Below are 16,566 nucleotides of genomic sequence, written 5' to 3'. Positions count from 1 at the left end.
ACGTCGGGGATGGAAGGAGAAAGTGGATCCTGCGGGCTGCGCCGCCCGGTAGCCTCGGGCCATGACCGAGCCACACACGAGTCCCAGTCGGCACCGGCGCCCCGGGCGCCTCGGCGAGCGGCACGGAGGGACGCGGTGACCCTCTTCGACGTCCAGATCGGAGCGCTGACCGGGGAATCCGCCGCCCTCGAGCAGTTCCGGGGCACCGCCGTACTGGTGGTCAACCTCGCCTCGAAGTGCGGGCTCACCCCGCAGTACGCCGGCCTGCAGGCCCTGCACGAGACATACGCGGACCGAGGGCTGACCGTCCTCGGGGTGCCCAGCAACCAGTTCGCCGGGCAGGAACCGGGCACACCGGACGAGATCGCCGAGTTCGCCCGTTCCACCTTCGGGGCCACCTTCCCGATGACCGAGAAGGTCGACGTGAACGGGCCCGACCGGCACCCGCTCTACGCGGCGCTGGTCGAGGCGGCGGATTCCGACGGGCACTCCGGCGACGTCCGGTGGAACTTCGAGAAGTTCCTGGTCGGCCCGGACGGCACCGTGGTCGCCCGGTTCGCGCCCCAGGTCGAACCGGAGTCGCCGGAGATCACCGCCGCCATCGAGCGGGTGCTACCTCGACCGGCGCCGTGAGCCGCCGCTGACCCCGCCCGCCAGCACTACCGGGGCGTGCCGGGGTCAGACCCGGCGGCCACGGCGGCCGGGCGGGTCAGACCGGCAGCTCTACCGCATCAGACGCGGCGCCGACCGGAGAAGCCGCACTCCACCCGGTGGTACCAGCCCAGGTCGCTGTCCCCCTCCAGCCAACACCAGAGCACCGGGCGGCCGTCCCGCTCGCCGGGAAAGTCGAGCAACACCGGGGCGAAGCCCTTGACCTGGATATCGTGCCCGGTCAGCTCCTCGAGAATGCCGAAGATCCGCGCCTCGAGACCCTTCACCTCGGCCAGCCCGCCGAGCGGACTGGCCCCGTGTTCGGTCAGGTCGGCACGCATCTCGGCCAGGTCGGCGCGGAGCACGATCAGCTCGTCGATCCGGGGCCGCAGCGTCGCGACCAGGTGGCGTGCCTGGGCAAGGGTGAACACGCGGACAGTATGGAGCACCGGGCACCGGACCGGGTCGACCGGCTGGCTCAGTCGTGCTGTGCCGCGATCTCCCGGGCCCGGTCCCGAGCGGCCTCCAGGGCGGCCAGCAGCGCCGCCCGTACGCCGTGGTTCTCCAACTCGCGGATCGCCGAGATGGTGGTCCCGGCCGGCGAGGTCACGGCCTCCCGCAGCTTCACCGGGTGCTCGCCGGAATCGCGCAGCATCACGGCGGAGCCGATCGCGGTCTGCACGATCAGCTCGTGCGCCACCTGGCGGGGCAGGCCGAGCAGGATGCCGGCGTCGACCATCGCCTCGACCAGCAGATAGAAGTACGCCGGGCCGGAGCCGGAGAGCGCGGTCACCGCGTCCTGCTGCGACTCCGGCACCCGGAGGGTCGCGCCGAGCGGCCGGAACATCTCCTCGGCGAGTTCCAGGTGCGCCGCCGTCGCGTGCGCACCAGCGGAGATCGCGGTCATCGCCTGGTCGACCAGGGCCGGTGTGTTGGTCATCACCCGGATCACCGGGGTGCCCTCCGGCAGCCTCCGGGCGAAGAAGTTCGTCGGCAGCCCGGCGCAGAGCGAGACCAGCAGCTTGTCGGCCGGCACCTTCGGCCCGATCTCGTCGAGCAGCGCGTCCGCGTCCTGCGGCTTGACCGACACGGCGAGGACGTCCGCCTCGGCGACCGCCACCAGGTTCTCCACCACCCGTACGCCGTAGCGGGTGGCGATCTCCTCGGCCCGGCTCTGCCGCCGCGTGGTGGCCAGCAGCCGGTCCACCGGCCAGCCCGCGCGGAGCAGCCCGGAGAGCATCAGCTCGCCGATCTTGCCGGTGCCGATCACGGCGACCGTGTGCGCTCCCGGCGCCAGCACCATCGCTCCTCCTCCGATGAAGCCTGCGAACTCTGCAAGCCTGCGAACTCTGCAAGCCTGCGAACTCTGCCGAAGCCTGCGAACTCTGCCGAAGCCTGCAGGCCCTCATGAAGCCTGCAAGCTCTGCTCAAGCCTGCAAGCAGATCAGCCTGTCCAGCAGTCGAGCCGTCCAGCCGTCGCCGGCAGGCTCGGGGTGGCCCGCGCCCGGTGCGAGAGATCAGGCGTGACCGCTCGGAGCCGGGTGCGACGGGCCACCCCGCCACCGCCGGGCCCTAGCTGCCGAAGAAGACCTCGGCCTCGGTGTAGCGCTCCAGCGGCACAGTCTTCAGCTCGCGGGTCGCCTCGGCCAGCGGCACCCGGACGATGTCGGTGCCCTGCATGGCGACCATCTTGCCCCAGTCGCCCTCGTTGACCGCGTCGATCGCCTGGAGGCCGAGCCGGGTGGCGAGCACCCGGTCGAAGGCGGTCGGGGTGCCACCGCGCTGGATGTGCCCGAGTACGACCGTGCGGGCCTCCTTGCCCGTCTTCGCCTCGATCTGGTCGGCGAGCCACTGCCCGATGCCACCGAGGCGGACGTGCCCGAACGCGTCGAGTTCCTGGTTCTGCAGGCGCATCTGGCCGTCGAGCGGCAGAGCGCCCTCCGCGACCACCACGATCGGGGCGTACTGCTTCTGGAACCGCTTCTCGACGTAGGTCGCGACCTGGTCGACGTCGAACTGCCGCTCGGGCAGCAGGATCACGTTGGCGCCACCGGCGAGACCGGCGTGCAGGGCGATCCAGCCGGCGTGCCGGCCCATCACCTCGACGACCAGGGTCCGGTGGTGGCTCTCGGCGGTGGTGTGCAGCCGGTCGATCGCCTCCATCGCGATGTTGACCGCGGTGTCGAACCCGAAGGTGTAGTCGGTCGCGCCCAGGTCGTTGTCGATCGTCTTCGGTACGCCGACCACCTGGACGCCGAGTTCGTGCAGCTTGGTGGCGACGCCGAGGGTGTCCTCGCCGCCGATCGCCACCAGGGCGTCCACGCCCTGCTGCGCCAGGTTGGTCTTGATCTGCTCTACCCCGCCCTCGATCTTGAACGGGTTGGTCCGGGAGGAGCCGAGGATCGTGCCGCCGCGCGGCAGGATGCCCCGCACCTCCGCGATGTCGAGCGGCTTGGTCAGCCCCTCCAGCGGACCGCGCCAACCGTCCCGGAACCCGACGAATTCGTGGCCGTAGGTGGCGACGCCCTTACGCACCACCGCTCGGATCACCGCGTTCAGACCCGGGCAGTCACCACCACCGGTGAGCACGCCGATACGCATGATCTGCTTCTCCTCCTGGAGCAACGAGTGAGCCCGCGAGCCCCAGGGTGCGAGTCAGGTCAGACCGTCGGCGTCGTTGCCGGCCCGGGGCGGGCCGTCATTGCGCACTGTAGTCGCCCGCCCGGGGCCGGACCACCGCGCCCCGGACCCTTTCGGCAACGGATTCCGGCGCGGCTCAGGACGATGCCGGCCGAGCCTGGATGGCCCGCCATCGTGCGAGGTTGTGCCTGGCGTCGACCAGCGCGTCGTGCCGCCCGGCCGCGGCCTCCGGCAACGGCGGGCTTCCCCGGTCCTCCCAGTGCTGCCGCAACTCCCTGGTGAACCGGGGGATCTCCCGGGGCAGCGCCGGCATGGCGCCCCAGAGCTGGGCGAGCGCCACGTGGTCGTACGCGGCGTACCAGGCCCAGAGTTCGAGCCGCTCCCCCGGCCGGCCCCGGACCGGCTCCATCAGGAACTCGTAGAGATCGTCCCGGATCCGCTCCCGGGAACGCCAGGCCCGGTCGCCCGGCGACGGAAGCTTGTCCAGCACGTGCCGGCGCACCCAGGGCACGGCGCGGGAGTCGTCGAACTCGGTGGAGACGGCGTAGAACTCGCGACCGTACTCGTCGACGACGCCGATAGAGACGAGGTCGACGAGCCGGCCGTCCTCGATGAACTCGCAGTCGTAGAAATAGCGGTAGACCATCGCCGCCATCCTCGCCCATCCGTCCCGCCGTACCGGAATCGGGGTGGAATTTCCACCATTCGGCGCCGGCGCGCCCGGTCGGGCGCGGCGAGAGGTCGGCGTGGTGATCCGGATGTGTCGGCGGATCACCACGCCTCCTCCATCGGGTCGCCCGGCGCCCCCACGCCGGGTGGTACCCGTCCGCCGCGGCCGGCCAGCGGACTCGCGCCCTCCGACCGGCCCCGGCTCCCCGCGCCCCCACGTATCCGCCACGCCCCCGTATGGTCCCCACCCAGTGGCGGATCTGACCTCAGAATGCCCCCTGGTCAGCGGCAGAACTGTCACAGAAGTGATTTCGGGGGTGTACAGCAAGCGACAGGGCCGTCATGATCTGATGTGTACCGCTGCCGGACCCTACCGGTATCAGTTTCATCTTGCTTCCCGGTCGGTTGCGGGTCGACCGAGAGCAATACTGTGGTTTTTACCGGGGAGGGGTTGAGCCGTGGATGTTCGCCTGCCTGAGCCGGGCGACGCCCTCACCGGCGTCGAGATGTTCGCCGGCCTTGAGCCCGAGGTGCGCCAACGGGTGATCGCCGCGGCGGTGCCGCGCACCTACCGCAAGGGGCAGCTGCTCTTCGTGGAGAACGATCCCGGCGAGTCCCTGATCGTCCTGCGCCGGGGCGCGGTCGCGGTGTTCCGCACCGCGCCGACCGGCGAGCGCGCGGTGCTCAACGTGATCCGGCCGCCGGACGTGCTCGGGGAGGTCTCCCTGCTCGACGCCTCCACCCGGTCGGCCTCCGCCGAGGCCATCGAGGACTGCACCGCCCTGGCGCTGTCCCGAGGGGCTTTCATGGAACTCGTGCACTCCAACCCCCGGATTCTCGACGCGGTGATGCGGTCGCTCGGTGGGCTGATCCGGCGGCTGACCGAACAGAACGCCGACCACGTCTTCCTCGACCTGCCGGGCCGGGTCGCCAAGACGCTGGTGCGGCTGGCCGGCGAGAGCCAGGCTCCGATGATCACCATCGAACTCAACCAGAGCCAGCTCGCGGAGATGGCGGGCGGCTCGCGACAGAGCGTCAACCAGGCGATCGGCTCGTTCGCCAGCCGGGGCTGGCTGCGTACCGAGGGGCGGCGGATCGTGGTGACCGACGTGGCGGCGTTGCGCCGCCGCGCCGGCATGACCGAACGCTGACCCGTCCGCCGACCCACGGCACGACACACTCACGTCCAGTACGACACACTCACGTCCAGTACGACACACTCACGTCCAGAAGGTGCGACCAGGCGCCGACCGGCCCCACCGTCCGGGTTACCGGCGGCCCGACCGGGTCGGGCCGGACCGGTCAGGTCGCGCCCGGCCAGTTGATCGTCTCTCCGCCGCCTCCCTTTCCCTCGCCGCCCTCTCCGCCGACCACCCCGGCGGCCTGCAGCTTCGCCAGCGTGGCGGCGTCCACGTCAACCATGTCTCCCGAGGAGTGGCCAACGCCGTCGGCGTCGGTCCATTCCTTCTCCAGTCGGACGTACACCATTGCCATCCTCCATAACTCGTCGATAGGTAGGCGCCAATGACTGTATCTTGGATCACTATGGGCGGGACTGTCCGCTAGCCAACAGCCCGGTTCCGGACACCCGGTTCCGGACACCCGGTGCCGACCCTGATACTCGGCGGTGGTGATTCGAAGGCCGCGCGGCCGCCGTCGAGCGACCGCACGACCGCCGGTGACTCGCCGGAGTTTCCGGCCGGCCGCCGCCACGGCCGGGCGGCGCCGCCCCCGCCGAACAGCATGTCCCGTCGACGCTGTAGGAGGACGGCATCTCCGCTACCTGCACCAGATGCGGCCGAATCGCCGCCGTCGGCAACCGATACTGCGGCGGCTGCGGCACCGAACTGACTCCGAGCTGCCCGCACTGCGACCAGCCGCTGCCGGCGGACGTCGCGTTCTGCACGGCCTGCGGAAAGCCCCGGCCGGCTCCGTCGGGCCGTCCCGCCCCGCTGTCCCAGGAGGACCGGCGGCGGGTCAGCGTGCTCTTCGTGGACCTCATCGACTTCACCCCGTACGTCGAGCGGGCCGATCCGGAGCTGGTCCGGGGCATGCAGACGGCCTTCTTCTCGGCGGCCCGCCGCGTCATCGGCCAGTACGGCGGGGTGGTGGAGAAATACATCGGCGATGCGGTGATGGCGCTCTTCGGCGCGCCGGTCGCGACCGAGACCGACCCGCTGCGCTGCGTCCGCGCCGGGCTGGAGTTGCAGCGGGTGCTGACCCGGCTGACCCCGACCGGCGCCGACGACCTGCGGTTCCGGGTGGGGGTGGCGACCGGTGAGGCGCTGGTCGACGTCTCGGCGGCGCGGGACGGTGGCCAGGCCATCGTCGCCGGTGACGTGGTGAACACCGCCTCCCGACTACAGTCGGTGGCGCCGCCCGGCGGGGTTCTGGTCTGCGGCACCACCCACGCGCTGACCCGGGACGCGGTCCGCTACGCCGAGCAGACGCCGGTGACCCTTCGGGGCCGGTCGAGCCCGACCGAGGTGTGGCTGGCATTGGCGCCGGTGGACCGGCAGCCGCCGGACCGCGAGCCGGACAGCACTCCGCTGATCGACCGGGAACACGAGCTGGGGCTGCTGGTCAACGCCCTGCACCGCTCCATCCGCGACCGGCTGCCGCAGCTGGTGACGGTGCTCGGGCACGCCGGCATCGGCAAGAGCCGGCTGGTCCGGGAGCTGTTCCGGCACACCGAGCGGCTGACCGACGAGCCGGTGACCTGGCGGATCGGCCGCTGCCGGCCGTTCGGCGAGAACGTCACCTTCGCCGCGCTCGCCGACATCGTCAAGGCGGAGGCCGGGATCCTCGACACCGATCCGGCCGCCGCCGCGGCCCGACGGCTGGAGACGGCACTTGTCGAACTGGTCGGCCAGGGTCCGGCGGACCGACTGATGGACGCGCTGCGCCCGGTGGTGGGGCTGCCCGGACCGACCCTGCCGGCCGAGGAGGCGGAGTCGGCCTGGCGCCGGTTCCTGGTGGCGCTCGCCGCCCGGCAGCCGACGGTGCTGGTCTTCGAGGACCTGCACTGGGCCGACGAGGCGATGCTGCACTTCGTCGAACTGCTCGGGGCGTACGCGCAGAGCGTGCCGCTGCTGCTGCTCTGCACCGCCCGCCCCGAACTGGTCAGCCGGGAGCCGAGCTGGGCCGGGACCATCGGCGCATCGCTGACGGTCACGCTGCCGCCGCTGCGGGACAGCGGAATCGCCTCGCTCTACGGGCACATCTTCGGGCAGGCCGCCTTCTCCACCGACACCCTCAGCCCGCTGGTCGAGGTCGCCGACGGCAACCCGCTCTACGCCCACGAGTACGTGCGGATGCTCGTCGAGCAGGGCGCGCTGCGCCAGTCCGGCCGGGGCTGGTCGCTGGAGAAGCAGCATGACCTGGCGATGCCGGAGAGCGTGCACTCGGTTATCGCCAACCGGGTGGACCTGCTCGACGGCTCGGACCGGATGGTGCTGCTCGCCGCCTCGGTGGTGGGCATGCAGTTCTGGCCGGGCGCCGTCGCGGCCGCCCTCGGCCAGCCGATCGAGTCGGTCGAGCGGGCACTGCGCCGGCTGGAGCAGCGGGACTTCGTGCACGAGCAGTCCACCTCGGCAATGGCCGGGCAGCCGGAGTTCCGGTTCCGGCACATCCTGGTCCGCGACGTCTGCTATCAACGGCTGCCCCGCACCGAACGGGTCGCCCGGCACGAGCGGACCGCCGACTGGCTGGCCGGGCTGTCCCGGGGCCGGGACACCGACCTGGCCGAGGTGCTGGCCCACCACCGCTGGGCGGCGCACGAGATCGCCCACACCCTCGGGGTGGATACCGGGCGGTACGCCGCACCGGCCCGGGAGGCGCTGCACCGGGCGGCCCGCCGGGCGTACGCCCTGCACGCGCTCGACGCCGCGGCCAACCACGCCGCCCGGGCGCTGGGGCTGGCCGACGACGGCGACCCGGTCGGCCGGCTACAACTGGAGCTGCTGCTCACCGAGATCTCCTACTACCGCGACGGCACCGCCTTCATCGCCGGGGGCGGCACCGACCAGTTGCACGCGCTGGCCGAGCGGCTCTTCGCGTACGCCGACCACGGCGGCGCGGCGCGGGCCTGGACCCTGCTCGGCAAGGCCGCCTGGCTGAGCGCGGACCGGGGCGAGGCACTGTCCTGTCTGGACCGTGCCGTCGAGCTCTTCGACGCGTTGCCGGACACCGCCGAGAAGGCGGACGCCTACGCCGAGCTGGGCCGGTTGCACATGCTCAACTACGAACGCGACCCGGCGGTGGCAGCGGCGGGCGCGGCGGCCGACATCGCGCAGCGGCTGGGGCTGCTGGAGACCCGGACCGACGCGCGGATCACGGTGGCGACCGCCCGATACCAGTCCGGCGACCGCGCCGGGCTGGACGAGCTGCACGGCCTCCTACGCTTCTGCCAGGAGTCGCAGCTCGTGGTCCTGCCCCGGGTGGTACGCAACCTCGCACACGCCATGCGGGAGGAGGGCGACTGGATCCGCGCCGACGAACTGGTCGCCTCCTGCCCGGCGCTGGCCCAGGCCGAGGCGCTCTCGACCGGCGGCTCTGCGGAGGCGGCCCGCGCCTACTACGAGGGCGACGTCGGCCGGTTGCTGACCGTGGCCGACGGGTTCGTGGACACCCCGGCCGGCCGCTGGGACATGCAGATCCGCGGGATGCGGGCATACCTGCGGGTGCTCCGCGACGAGCCGGTACCGGCCGGCGGATCGAAGGGCGGACCGGCCGCCGGATCGAAGGGTGCACCAGTCGCCGGATCGAAGGGCGGACCGGCGGGCGGGCGGACCGGGATGCGTGCCCCGGACGACGTGACGGACGCCCTGGAGACCGCCCGGCGCAGCGGCTTCCACCGGCTGCACTGGAACATGCTGGCCCTGGGGGCGCTCTGCCGGGCGTTGCAGGGGCGGGACCGGGAGGCGGCCGGGCTCCTCGACGAGCTGGCCGGCTCCTGGGCGAGGGTGCCGGCACTGGCCAGCGGGGAGTGGATACCAGCCGCCGCGTACGCCGCCGCACTGGCCGGCCGGGATTCGGCGGTACGCGTCCGGGCGATGCTCGACTCGATCACCCATTCGACGCTCTGGGCGGAGGCGGCGGTGCAGACCGTGACGGCGGCGCTGGCCGGTGTCGACGGCGACCATGCCCGCGCCGGGCAGCTCTACACCGCGGCGGCGGAGGCCTACCGGCAGATCCCCGACCTCACCGACCGGATGCTGGGGCTGGCGCTCGCCGCCGCCGAGCTGACCCTGGCCGGGGAGGACGCCGCCGCCGAGGTGGCGCTGGCCGAGGTACGCGCCTTCGCGCTGCGCAACCGAATGCCCGGCCTGCTCCGGCTCGGCGAGGGCGGGCCGGCCCAGGACACCAGCGCCCCGATGCTCGCCTCCTGACGCCGGCAGCACCAGCGCCGCCCCCGCGCCACCAGGCAAGCACCAGCGCCGCCCCTACGCCACCAGGCAGCACCAGCGCCGCCCCGCGCCGCTGGGCACCGCCCTCGGCGCCAAAGTGTTAGGAAGGGCCCCCGCTACAACAGAAAACGATAAGCGGGGGCCCTTCCTTTCAGGCGGCCAGGGAGTCGCTGGGCGATGCGATGGCGGCGGGTTTGCTGGCCGCCTTCAACTGCTGGTTCTTGATCTTCTGGGCGTAGATGTCGACGTACTCGCGGCCGGAGAGTTCCATCAGCTCGTACATGATCTCGTCCGTGATGGCCCGCTCGACAAAGCGGTCACCGGCCATGCCGGCGTAGCGGGAGAAGTCCAGGGGCGTACCGAACCTGATCTTCACCCGCTTGATCTTCGGGAGCAGCTTCCCGGGAGGTTGGATCTCGTCGGCGTTGAGCATCACCACCGGGACGACCGGGGCTCCGCTGTCCAGCGCGAGCCGGGCCACCCCGGTCTTGCCCCGATAGAGCCGGCCGTCCGGCGAGCGGGTGCCCTCCGGGTAGATCCCGGCCAGGTTGCCGGCGCGGAGGACCGTGAGCTGCGTCTCCAGCGCGGCCTGCGCGGCCCGCCCGCCGGTACGGTCCACCGGGATGGTGCCGGTCCCCACGAAGAACATCTTCACCAGCCAGCCCTTCAGCCCCTTGCCGGTGAAATATTCGGCCTTCGCGACGAAGGTCACTTTTCGCTTGACCATCAGCGGCATGAAGATCGAGTCGGAGAACGACAGGTGGTTGCTGGCAAGGATCGCCGGGCCGGAGGCGGGGACGTTCTCCCTTCCCTCGACCTGCGGCCTGAAGACCAACCTCAGCCAGGGTCCGAGGATGACGTACTTCATCAGCCCGTACAGCACCAGTGTCCTTCCCGAGATCCCGCACGTCCCCACGTCGGCCGCCGGCCGGCACGGCGCACGGGTGTGCGTCGCGCCGCCCCCGGAGAAGCCGCGGGCGGGAACTGTCGGCAAGAAGCCTACGAAGCGGGTACGCCGCGCCACAACGCACTCCCGCAACCCGTGCCCGCCGTGTCACGATTCATTGCACGGCACGCAGGCGCGAGCCGCGGTCGCGAACACGGCCCCGCGCGCCGGGGCCGGGGCCGGTGAGGAGGGGGTCGGGTGTCAGCGGGCGGCGCCCGCCGGGGACGGCGGGACAACGGACTGGAGGCGACGGAGTACGCCGTCGCCGGTGACGTCGATCCGCGGCTCGGTGAACACCTGCTGGATGTGCTGGCCGCCGGCGGTATCGCCGCGTACCTGCAACCCTCCGCCGACCTCAACCCGGTGACCCGGACCACCACCGTGCCGCCCCGGCCGGTGGATCGGCTCTACGTCGACCGCAGCTTCCTGGCCACCGCCCGGGACTACCTGACCCAGCTCGCCGACGAGGAGTCTCCGGCCCAGCCGCCGGCCCCCCGCCCCGACCCGGACCGCGACCCGGACGTGGAGGCGGAGTGGGCCCGGATCGTCGCCGGCTACCACACCGAGGTCGCGGCGGACCACCGTTCCTGGCCGGCGGTCGAGGACGTGACGATCGGCGAGCCGACGGAGCGTGCCACCGGTACCCCGGGCACCCGGCCCGGCCCGGAGACTTCCGGACCGACGGATCCGGGCGTCCGCCGGCTCCCCTCGGCCACCGATATCACCGGGATCTCCGTCGGCGGGCGGACCGACGGCGACGGGTCACTCCTCGACGGCTTGGACACCTTCGGCGCCGGGCTCCCCGACGAGCAGGAGGAGCGCTACGTCCCGCCCCCGCCGCCGCCACTGCCCCGGCTGTCCAAGTACGCGGTGATCGGGGCGCTGGCCATCGTCGCCGGCTTCGCCCTCTTCCTCTTCCCCCACCTGCTCCCGATCGACCGAGGGCTGGTCACCATGCTCGGGTTCGCCGGGATTCTCACCGGCTTCGTAACCCTGATCTGGCGGCTGCGGCCCGGCACCGACCCCGACGACGACCCCGACGACGGCGCGGTGGTCTGACCTGTGCGCTGACCCGGTGCGCTGACAGTTGGCGTCCAGATCGCGAGATCATCGCGCTGTGGAGGCAACCCGTAACACTCGCGTAATTTCACCTCAGTAGGAATACTGCTGTAAGTTACCTTCCCCTCACGACTGCCCGATCGCTCATTATTCGCGGTGGTCGCCTCGCCCGGAACGAGGTGCCCGATTGCGACAGAGTTCCCTCGTGGTGGTGGCCAACCGGCTGCCCGTCGACGACAGCGTGGCGCCGGACGGCGCCTGTGAATGGCGCCGCAGCCCCGGCGGGCTGGTCAGCGCCCTGCACCCCCTGCTCCAACACACCCCCGCGACCTGGGTCGGCTGGGCCGGCGGCACCGGCCCGGCTCCGCTGCTCGCCGACGTCGACGGCGTACGCATGCACACCGTGCCACTCGCCGCCGAGGACGTACGCGACCACTACGAGGGCTTCGCCAACGCGACGCTCTGGCCGCTCTACCACGATGCGGTGGAGCAGCCGGTCTACCACCGTCGCTGGTGGGAGGCGTACCAACGGATCAACCAGCGGTTCGCCGAGGCCGCCGCAGAGGCGGCCGAGCCCGGCGCGGTGGTCTGGGTGCAGGACTACCACCTGCAACTCGTGCCCGGCCTGCTCCGGGCGATCCGTCCCGACCTGCGGATCGGCTTCTTCATGCACGTGCCGTTCCCACCGCCGGAGCTCTTCATGCAGCTCCCCCGCCGCGCCGAGCTGCTGCTCGGGATGCTCGGCGCCGACCTGGTCGGCTTCCAGCGCCCGCAGGCGGCGCACAACTTCGCGCAACTCGCCACCAAAGTGCTCGACCTGGCTGCCACCGACCGGCGGATCGCGGTGGACGACCGGGTGGTGCGGATCGGCGCCTTCCCGGTCTCCATCGACACGGCCGAGATGGAGTCGCTGGCCAACCGGCCCGAGGTGGTCGCCCGGGCCGCCCAGATCCGCCGGGACCTCGGTGACCCGCAGCACATGCTGCTCAGCGTCGACCGGATGGACTACACCAAGGGGATCGAGCAGCGGCTCAAGGCCTACAGCGAACTCCTCGCCACCGGGCACGTCAAGGTGCGGGACACGGTGATGGTGCAGGTCGCCGTCCCGAGCCGGGAACGGGTCGAGCAGTACCAGATCCTCCGCGACCGGGTGGAGCGCGAGGTGGGCCGGATCAACGGCGAGTTCGGCCGGGTCGGTGAGCCGGCGATCCACTACCTGACGCAGCCCTTCGACCGGGCCGAGCTCGCCGCGCTCTACCGGGCCGCCGACATCATGGCGGTGACCCCGCTGCGTGACGGGATGAACCTGGTCGCCAAGGAGTTCGTCGCGGCCCGGGTCGACGGCGGCGGCGCGCTGCTGCTCAGCGAGTTCGCCGGTGCCGCCGCCGAGTTTCCGGAGGCGTTCCTGGTCAACCCGCACGACCTGGAGGGACTGAAGCTGACCCTGATGCACGCGCTCCAGGCCACCCCGGCCGACCTGACGACCCGGATGCGGGCGATGCGCGGGCAGCTACGGGTCAACGACATCCGGGCCTGGGCCCGGTCCTACCTGACCGCCCTCGACCAGAGTGGCAACCTGGCCAACCGGCTCACCGTCACCTGACGGTCCTCCCTGATCAGCCACCTGACGGTCCTCCGTGCTCAGGGAGCGCTCGGCTCGCCACATAGCAGGCCGAACACTCCCTGATCACGGATCGCCCTACCGGGTCTCGTCCTTTTCCAGCCAGTCGAGGATGGCGTCGATCGGCTCCCGCCAGCGGGCGTCCAGCATCATGTCGTGGCCCATGCCGGGGAAGAGCAGCGGAGCGGCGCCGTACCGGGCGGCGGTGCGGGTCAGCGCCGACGCCGGCACCACCCGGTCGTCGGGGCTGCCGAGCACCAGCATCGGCGGGTTGCCCACCGGCGGCTCGGGCGCGCGGTGCCGGAGCAGTTGCCACTGCGCCCGGGAGGAGGCCCGGCCGAGCCGGCCAGCGTACTCCCGGGCCGCCGCGTCCGGCAGCTCCCGACTGAACAGCTGGCGGTGACTCAGCCGCAGCGGGCCACCGACGAGCGCCGGCAGCGTACCGGCGGGGTTGCGGCGCAGCGCCAGGCCGAACGTGCTCCAGCCGCCGAAGACCGGCGCGACCAGCACCCCGGCCCGGGCCGGATAGCGGGCCAGCGCGTGTGCCACCACGAGCGCGCCGGCACCGTGCCCGACCAGCACCGCCTGCCGGTCCAGGCTGGCGGCCACCTGGGTCACGTCATGCGCGTACGCCCGCAGCGTCGCCTTGGGTGCCTGCCCGCTGCCGCCGTGCCCACGCAGACTGACGGCGTGCGCGGCGAAGGCCCGGGATGCGGCGTGTTCGAGCCAGTGCTCGGCGAAGGCCCAGGCCCCGTGCCCGAACCCGGGCACGAAGAGCAGCGGCGGCTTGCCCTCCGGTGCCTCCGGGGTGGCGACCCGCACCTCCCGGAACACCGCCGGCACCGGGCGGGCCCAGTCCGCCACCCGCAGCACCCGGGTCTTCACGCCGCCACCTCCAGCTCGTCGAGGGTGCGCTGCACCGCACGCAGATAGTCGATGTGCCCGATCTCGAACCAGTGCCGGGTGCTTTCCTTGACCTTCGCGGAGTGCCACCGGTTGCCGGCCTCGGCGTCGATCCGGCCGGCGAAGGCGCGGGCCCGCTCCGGAGCGGCCTCGCGCAGCCGCAGCCAGCGGGCGATCATCACGGTCTGCCAGTGCACCAGCGGCAGGAGGCCGGAGTCGGGCTGGAGCAGGCCGGCGACGGTCAGCGTCGGATGCCGCCGGGGAAAGGCGTTGAGGTAGAGGGCAGGTCGCCCCGACGCGTCGGTGCCGAGCAGCTCCGGCGCCAGGAACTCGAAGCGCGGCAGGTAACCGGTGGCGAAGACGACCAGATCCGGCTCCAGCTCCCGGCCGTCGACGAGGGTCACGCTGTTGCGCCGGAACCGGCCGATCTCCGGCACCGGGTTGATCGTCCCGTGCCCGAGCTGGTAGACGAGGTGACTGTTGACGATCGGGTGGGTCTCGAAGAGCCGGTGGTCGGGACGGGACAGCCCGAACCGGGTGAGGTCGCCGACGGTCAGGTTCAGCACCCACTGGAAGATCCATTGCCGCAGCCGCAGCGGCAGGCGGTAGAGCCCGAAGGAGTCGTTGACCTGGTCGGCCGGGCGGCCGAGGGCGTACTTCGGGGCGTACCAGTAGCCGCGGCGGGTCGAGTGCCAGCACCTGGCCGCCTGCTGGCCGGCCTCCACCGCGATGTCGCAGCCGGTGTTGCCGGCCCCGACCACCAGCACCCGCTTGCCGCGCACCTGGGTGGCGTCCTTGTACGCCGACGCGTGGATCACCTTGCCCCGGAACTCGTCCAGCCCCTCGTACGCCGGCATCTTCGGCGCCCAGTTGTGCCCGTTGGCGACCACCACGGCGGCGTACCGGGAGGTGCGCTCGGCACCGTAACCGCCGGTGCTGCGGGTGGTGACGTCCCAGCGGTCGCCCTCGGCCGGCTCGACCCGCACGACCTCTGTGCCAAACCAGATGTGCGGCCGCAGGTCGAAGTGGTCGGCGTAGTGCTCCAGATAGGACAGTAGCTGGCTGTGGTGCGGGTAGTCCGGCCAACTGTCCGGCATCGGGAAGTCGGGGAACTCGGTGAATGGGCGGGACGTGATGAGGTGGGTGCTGGCGTAGACCGGACTGCGGTCGTGCCGCCAGTTCCAGGCCCCACCGACCCCGGTCTCCCGTTCGTAGCAGTCGACGCCGAAGCCGTACTCCTTCAGGTTCTTGATGGCGGTGAGGCCGCTGGCCCCGGCGCCGATCACACAGACGGTGCCGCCCCGGTCGTAGACCGGGCGCCCGTCCCGCCAGAGGGTCGCGGCCGGCTCGTTGCTCTCCTGGTCGCTGAAGGTGGACACCGAAGAATCTCCTTTTGTCCGGCACGAGTGCCGACGTGCGGGGGAATCCTCTCGGCTGCCGTCGCCCTTGTCCAGCCCGCCGCGCGCCGTTAATCGCTGTGGAAACCACCGCCGTGGCCAAGCCCGCCTGGCGCGGCCGGCCCCTCGACGCACAGATGCGGCGGTTCCTGGGCAGCGGCTCGCGCCGCAAGCTGCGCTACGCACGGCTGCCCGTCGAGACGGCGGTTGACCGGGACACCCTGCCTCGGCCGCTCGCCGCCCTGCTCGGCACCGTCCGATCCACCGGAAGTCAGCATGGTCGACTGACCTGTTCCGCAGTGTCTCCGCCGGAAATCGTGGTGAGTACGCGGGCGAGCCAGTCGTTGCGGGTCCGCCTGGCGGCGGCCGAGATCGGCACCCGCGGATACAGCGCGTCGAACCCGTGGAAGCCACCGGCCCAGACGTGCAGTTCGGCCTGGCCGCCGGCTGCCCAGATCCGGGTGGCGTAGTCGACGTCCTCGTCCCGGAAGACCTCGGCAGAGCCGGCGTCGACGTAGGTGGTGGGCAGGCCGGCGAGGTTGCCCGCCAGCGCCGGTGAGACGTACGGGGAGACCTGCCCGTCGGTGCCGTCGCCGAGCACCGATCGCCAGCCGAACTCGTTCATCTCGCGGGTCCAGACACCCGGACCACCGGAGAACTGCCGGCTCGACGTGGTGCTGTTGCGGTGGTCCAGCATGGGGCCGATCAGCACCTGTGCCGCGATGGGCGGGGTGCCGAGGTCGCGTGCCATCAGGGTCACCCCGGCGGCGAGGCCACCACCGGCACTCGCACCCGCCACGACGACGCGGGTCGGATCGACGCCCAGTTCGGCGGCGTGCTCGACGGCCCAGAGCAGGCCGTGGTAGCAGTCGTCGACCAGGGTCGTGCCGCCGACCTCCGGCGCCAGCCGGTAGTCCACCGAGATCACCACGGCGCCGAACAGCTCCAGCCACTCCAGGGGGATGTCGATCTGCGAGTAGCGGTCCCCCATCACCATGCCGCCGCCGTGGATCCAGTACACGCACGGCGCCGCGGTGGTGCCGCGCGCCCCGGCCGGGCTGATGATCGACAACGGGATCGGCGCGCCGTCCGGGCCGGAAATGACGACCTCGCGCCGGTCGACGGCCCGACCGTCGAGCAACGGCTCGATCGGCGTCGACGCGTACGGCCGGATCTGTGCGAGCAGTTCGGGGTTGAGTTCGGACCCGAGCGGCATGCCGGCGAGCAACACGCGCAGTTCGGGATCGACGTCAGGTCGTGCGAGAGTCACGG

At 72.0% G+C, this 16,566-nt stretch carries 14 protein-coding genes; 5 read left to right on the top strand and 9 right to left on the bottom strand.

Features of this window, described 5'->3' with window-relative positions:
- Positions 1 to 135 precede the first annotated feature (135 nt).
- Complete coding sequence (locus ACN28C_RS14570) at positions 136 to 633, top strand: glutathione peroxidase (protein ID WP_422773994.1); 498 nt, start codon at positions 136 to 138, stop codon at positions 631 to 633.
- Between the two features lie 98 nt (positions 634 to 731).
- Here the strand turns inward: ACN28C_RS14570 and ACN28C_RS14565 are convergent, their stop codons facing one another.
- From ACN28C_RS14565 to ACN28C_RS14550, 4 genes are all read right to left on the bottom strand, one after another.
- Positions 732 to 1,082 (bottom strand): DUF2203 domain-containing protein, encoded by a 351-nt coding sequence (locus ACN28C_RS14565; RefSeq protein ID WP_422773993.1) that lies wholly within the window; start codon positions 1,080 to 1,082, stop codon positions 732 to 734.
- A 47-nt stretch (positions 1,083 to 1,129) separates the two neighbouring features.
- On the bottom strand, positions 1,130 to 1,954 hold the full coding sequence (gene proC, locus ACN28C_RS14560) for a pyrroline-5-carboxylate reductase (protein WP_422773992.1): 825 nt from the start codon (positions 1,952 to 1,954) through the stop codon (positions 1,130 to 1,132).
- A 269-nt stretch (positions 1,955 to 2,223) separates the two neighbouring features.
- On the bottom strand, positions 2,224 to 3,252 hold the full coding sequence (locus ACN28C_RS14555) for a 6-phosphofructokinase (RefSeq protein WP_422773991.1): 1,029 nt from the start codon (positions 3,250 to 3,252) through the stop codon (positions 2,224 to 2,226).
- A gap of 175 nt (positions 3,253 to 3,427) precedes the next feature.
- Complete coding sequence (locus tag ACN28C_RS14550) at positions 3,428 to 3,937, bottom strand: polyadenylate-specific 3'-exoribonuclease AS (RefSeq protein ID WP_422774665.1); 510 nt, start codon at positions 3,935 to 3,937, stop codon at positions 3,428 to 3,430.
- Between the two features lie 481 nt (positions 3,938 to 4,418).
- Between ACN28C_RS14550 and ACN28C_RS14545 the strand changes: the two genes are divergently transcribed.
- Positions 4,419 to 5,111: a Crp/Fnr family transcriptional regulator gene (locus tag ACN28C_RS14545; RefSeq protein ID WP_422773990.1), complete on the top strand. Its 693-nt coding sequence runs from the start codon at positions 4,419 to 4,421 to the stop codon at positions 5,109 to 5,111.
- A gap of 151 nt (positions 5,112 to 5,262) precedes the next feature.
- Here the strand turns inward: ACN28C_RS14545 and ACN28C_RS14540 are convergent, their stop codons facing one another.
- Positions 5,263 to 5,448: a hypothetical protein gene (locus tag ACN28C_RS14540; RefSeq protein WP_422773989.1), complete on the bottom strand. Its 186-nt coding sequence runs from the start codon at positions 5,446 to 5,448 to the stop codon at positions 5,263 to 5,265.
- Between the two features lie 284 nt (positions 5,449 to 5,732).
- Here ACN28C_RS14540 and ACN28C_RS14535 point away from each other — a divergent pair, with 284 nt between their 5' ends.
- Complete coding sequence (locus ACN28C_RS14535; RefSeq protein WP_422774664.1) at positions 5,733 to 9,350, top strand: AAA family ATPase; 3,618 nt, start codon at positions 5,733 to 5,735, stop codon at positions 9,348 to 9,350.
- A gap of 169 nt (positions 9,351 to 9,519) precedes the next feature.
- On the opposite strand, the gene ACN28C_RS14530 is transcribed toward ACN28C_RS14535, so the two are convergent.
- Complete coding sequence (locus ACN28C_RS14530; RefSeq protein ID WP_422773988.1) at positions 9,520 to 10,251, bottom strand: lysophospholipid acyltransferase family protein; 732 nt, start codon at positions 10,249 to 10,251, stop codon at positions 9,520 to 9,522.
- A gap of 261 nt (positions 10,252 to 10,512) precedes the next feature.
- Between ACN28C_RS14530 and ACN28C_RS14525 the strand changes: the two genes are divergently transcribed.
- Together ACN28C_RS14525 and ACN28C_RS14520 are read left to right on the top strand one after the other, a co-directional pair.
- Entirely contained in the window at positions 10,513 to 11,373 is an 861-nt protein-coding gene (locus tag ACN28C_RS14525) for a DUF308 domain-containing protein (protein WP_422773987.1), read from the top strand.
- Between the two features lie 187 nt (positions 11,374 to 11,560).
- Positions 11,561 to 12,976 (top strand): alpha,alpha-trehalose-phosphate synthase (UDP-forming), encoded by a 1,416-nt coding sequence (locus tag ACN28C_RS14520; protein WP_422773986.1) that lies wholly within the window; start codon positions 11,561 to 11,563, stop codon positions 12,974 to 12,976.
- A gap of 96 nt (positions 12,977 to 13,072) precedes the next feature.
- On the opposite strand, the gene ACN28C_RS14515 is transcribed toward ACN28C_RS14520, so the two are convergent.
- From ACN28C_RS14515 to ACN28C_RS14505, 3 genes are all read right to left on the bottom strand, one after another.
- On the bottom strand, positions 13,073 to 13,879 hold the full coding sequence (locus tag ACN28C_RS14515) for an alpha/beta hydrolase (protein WP_422773985.1): 807 nt from the start codon (positions 13,877 to 13,879) through the stop codon (positions 13,073 to 13,075).
- The gene (locus tag ACN28C_RS14510; RefSeq protein ID WP_422773984.1) at positions 13,876 to 15,276 is read right to left on the bottom strand and encodes a flavin-containing monooxygenase; all 1,401 of its coding nucleotides are present in this window, start codon (positions 15,274 to 15,276) and stop codon (positions 13,876 to 13,878) included. The genes ACN28C_RS14515 and ACN28C_RS14510 overlap by 4 nt, the downstream gene beginning before the upstream one ends.
- Positions 15,277 to 15,565: 289 nt before the next feature.
- Positions 15,566 to 16,564: an alpha/beta hydrolase gene (locus ACN28C_RS14505; protein WP_422773983.1), complete on the bottom strand. Its 999-nt coding sequence runs from the start codon at positions 16,562 to 16,564 to the stop codon at positions 15,566 to 15,568.
- Positions 16,565 to 16,566: the final 2 nt, after the last annotated feature.

The organism is Plantactinospora sp. WMMC1484 (genome assembly GCF_049315195.1).
GTDB lineage: Bacteria > Actinomycetota > Actinomycetes > Mycobacteriales > Micromonosporaceae > Plantactinospora.
This window is presented reverse-complemented; position numbering and strand designations above follow the sequence as displayed.

Excerpts from the sequence above, each read along its gene's own strand:
- proC (WP_422773992.1), bottom strand. The coding sequence starts at position 1,954 with ATGGTGCTGGCGCCGGGAGCGCACACGGTCGCCGTGATCGGCACCGGC.
- ACN28C_RS14555 (WP_422773991.1), bottom strand. The coding sequence starts at position 3,252 with ATGCGTATCGGCGTGCTCACCGGTGGTGGTGACTGCCCGGGTCTGAAC.
- ACN28C_RS14550 (WP_422774665.1), bottom strand. The coding sequence starts at position 3,937 with ATGGTCTACCGCTATTTCTACGACTGCGAGTTCATCGAGGACGGCCGG.
- ACN28C_RS14540 (WP_422773989.1), bottom strand. The coding sequence starts at position 5,448 with ATGGTGTACGTCCGACTGGAGAAGGAATGGACCGACGCCGACGGCGTT.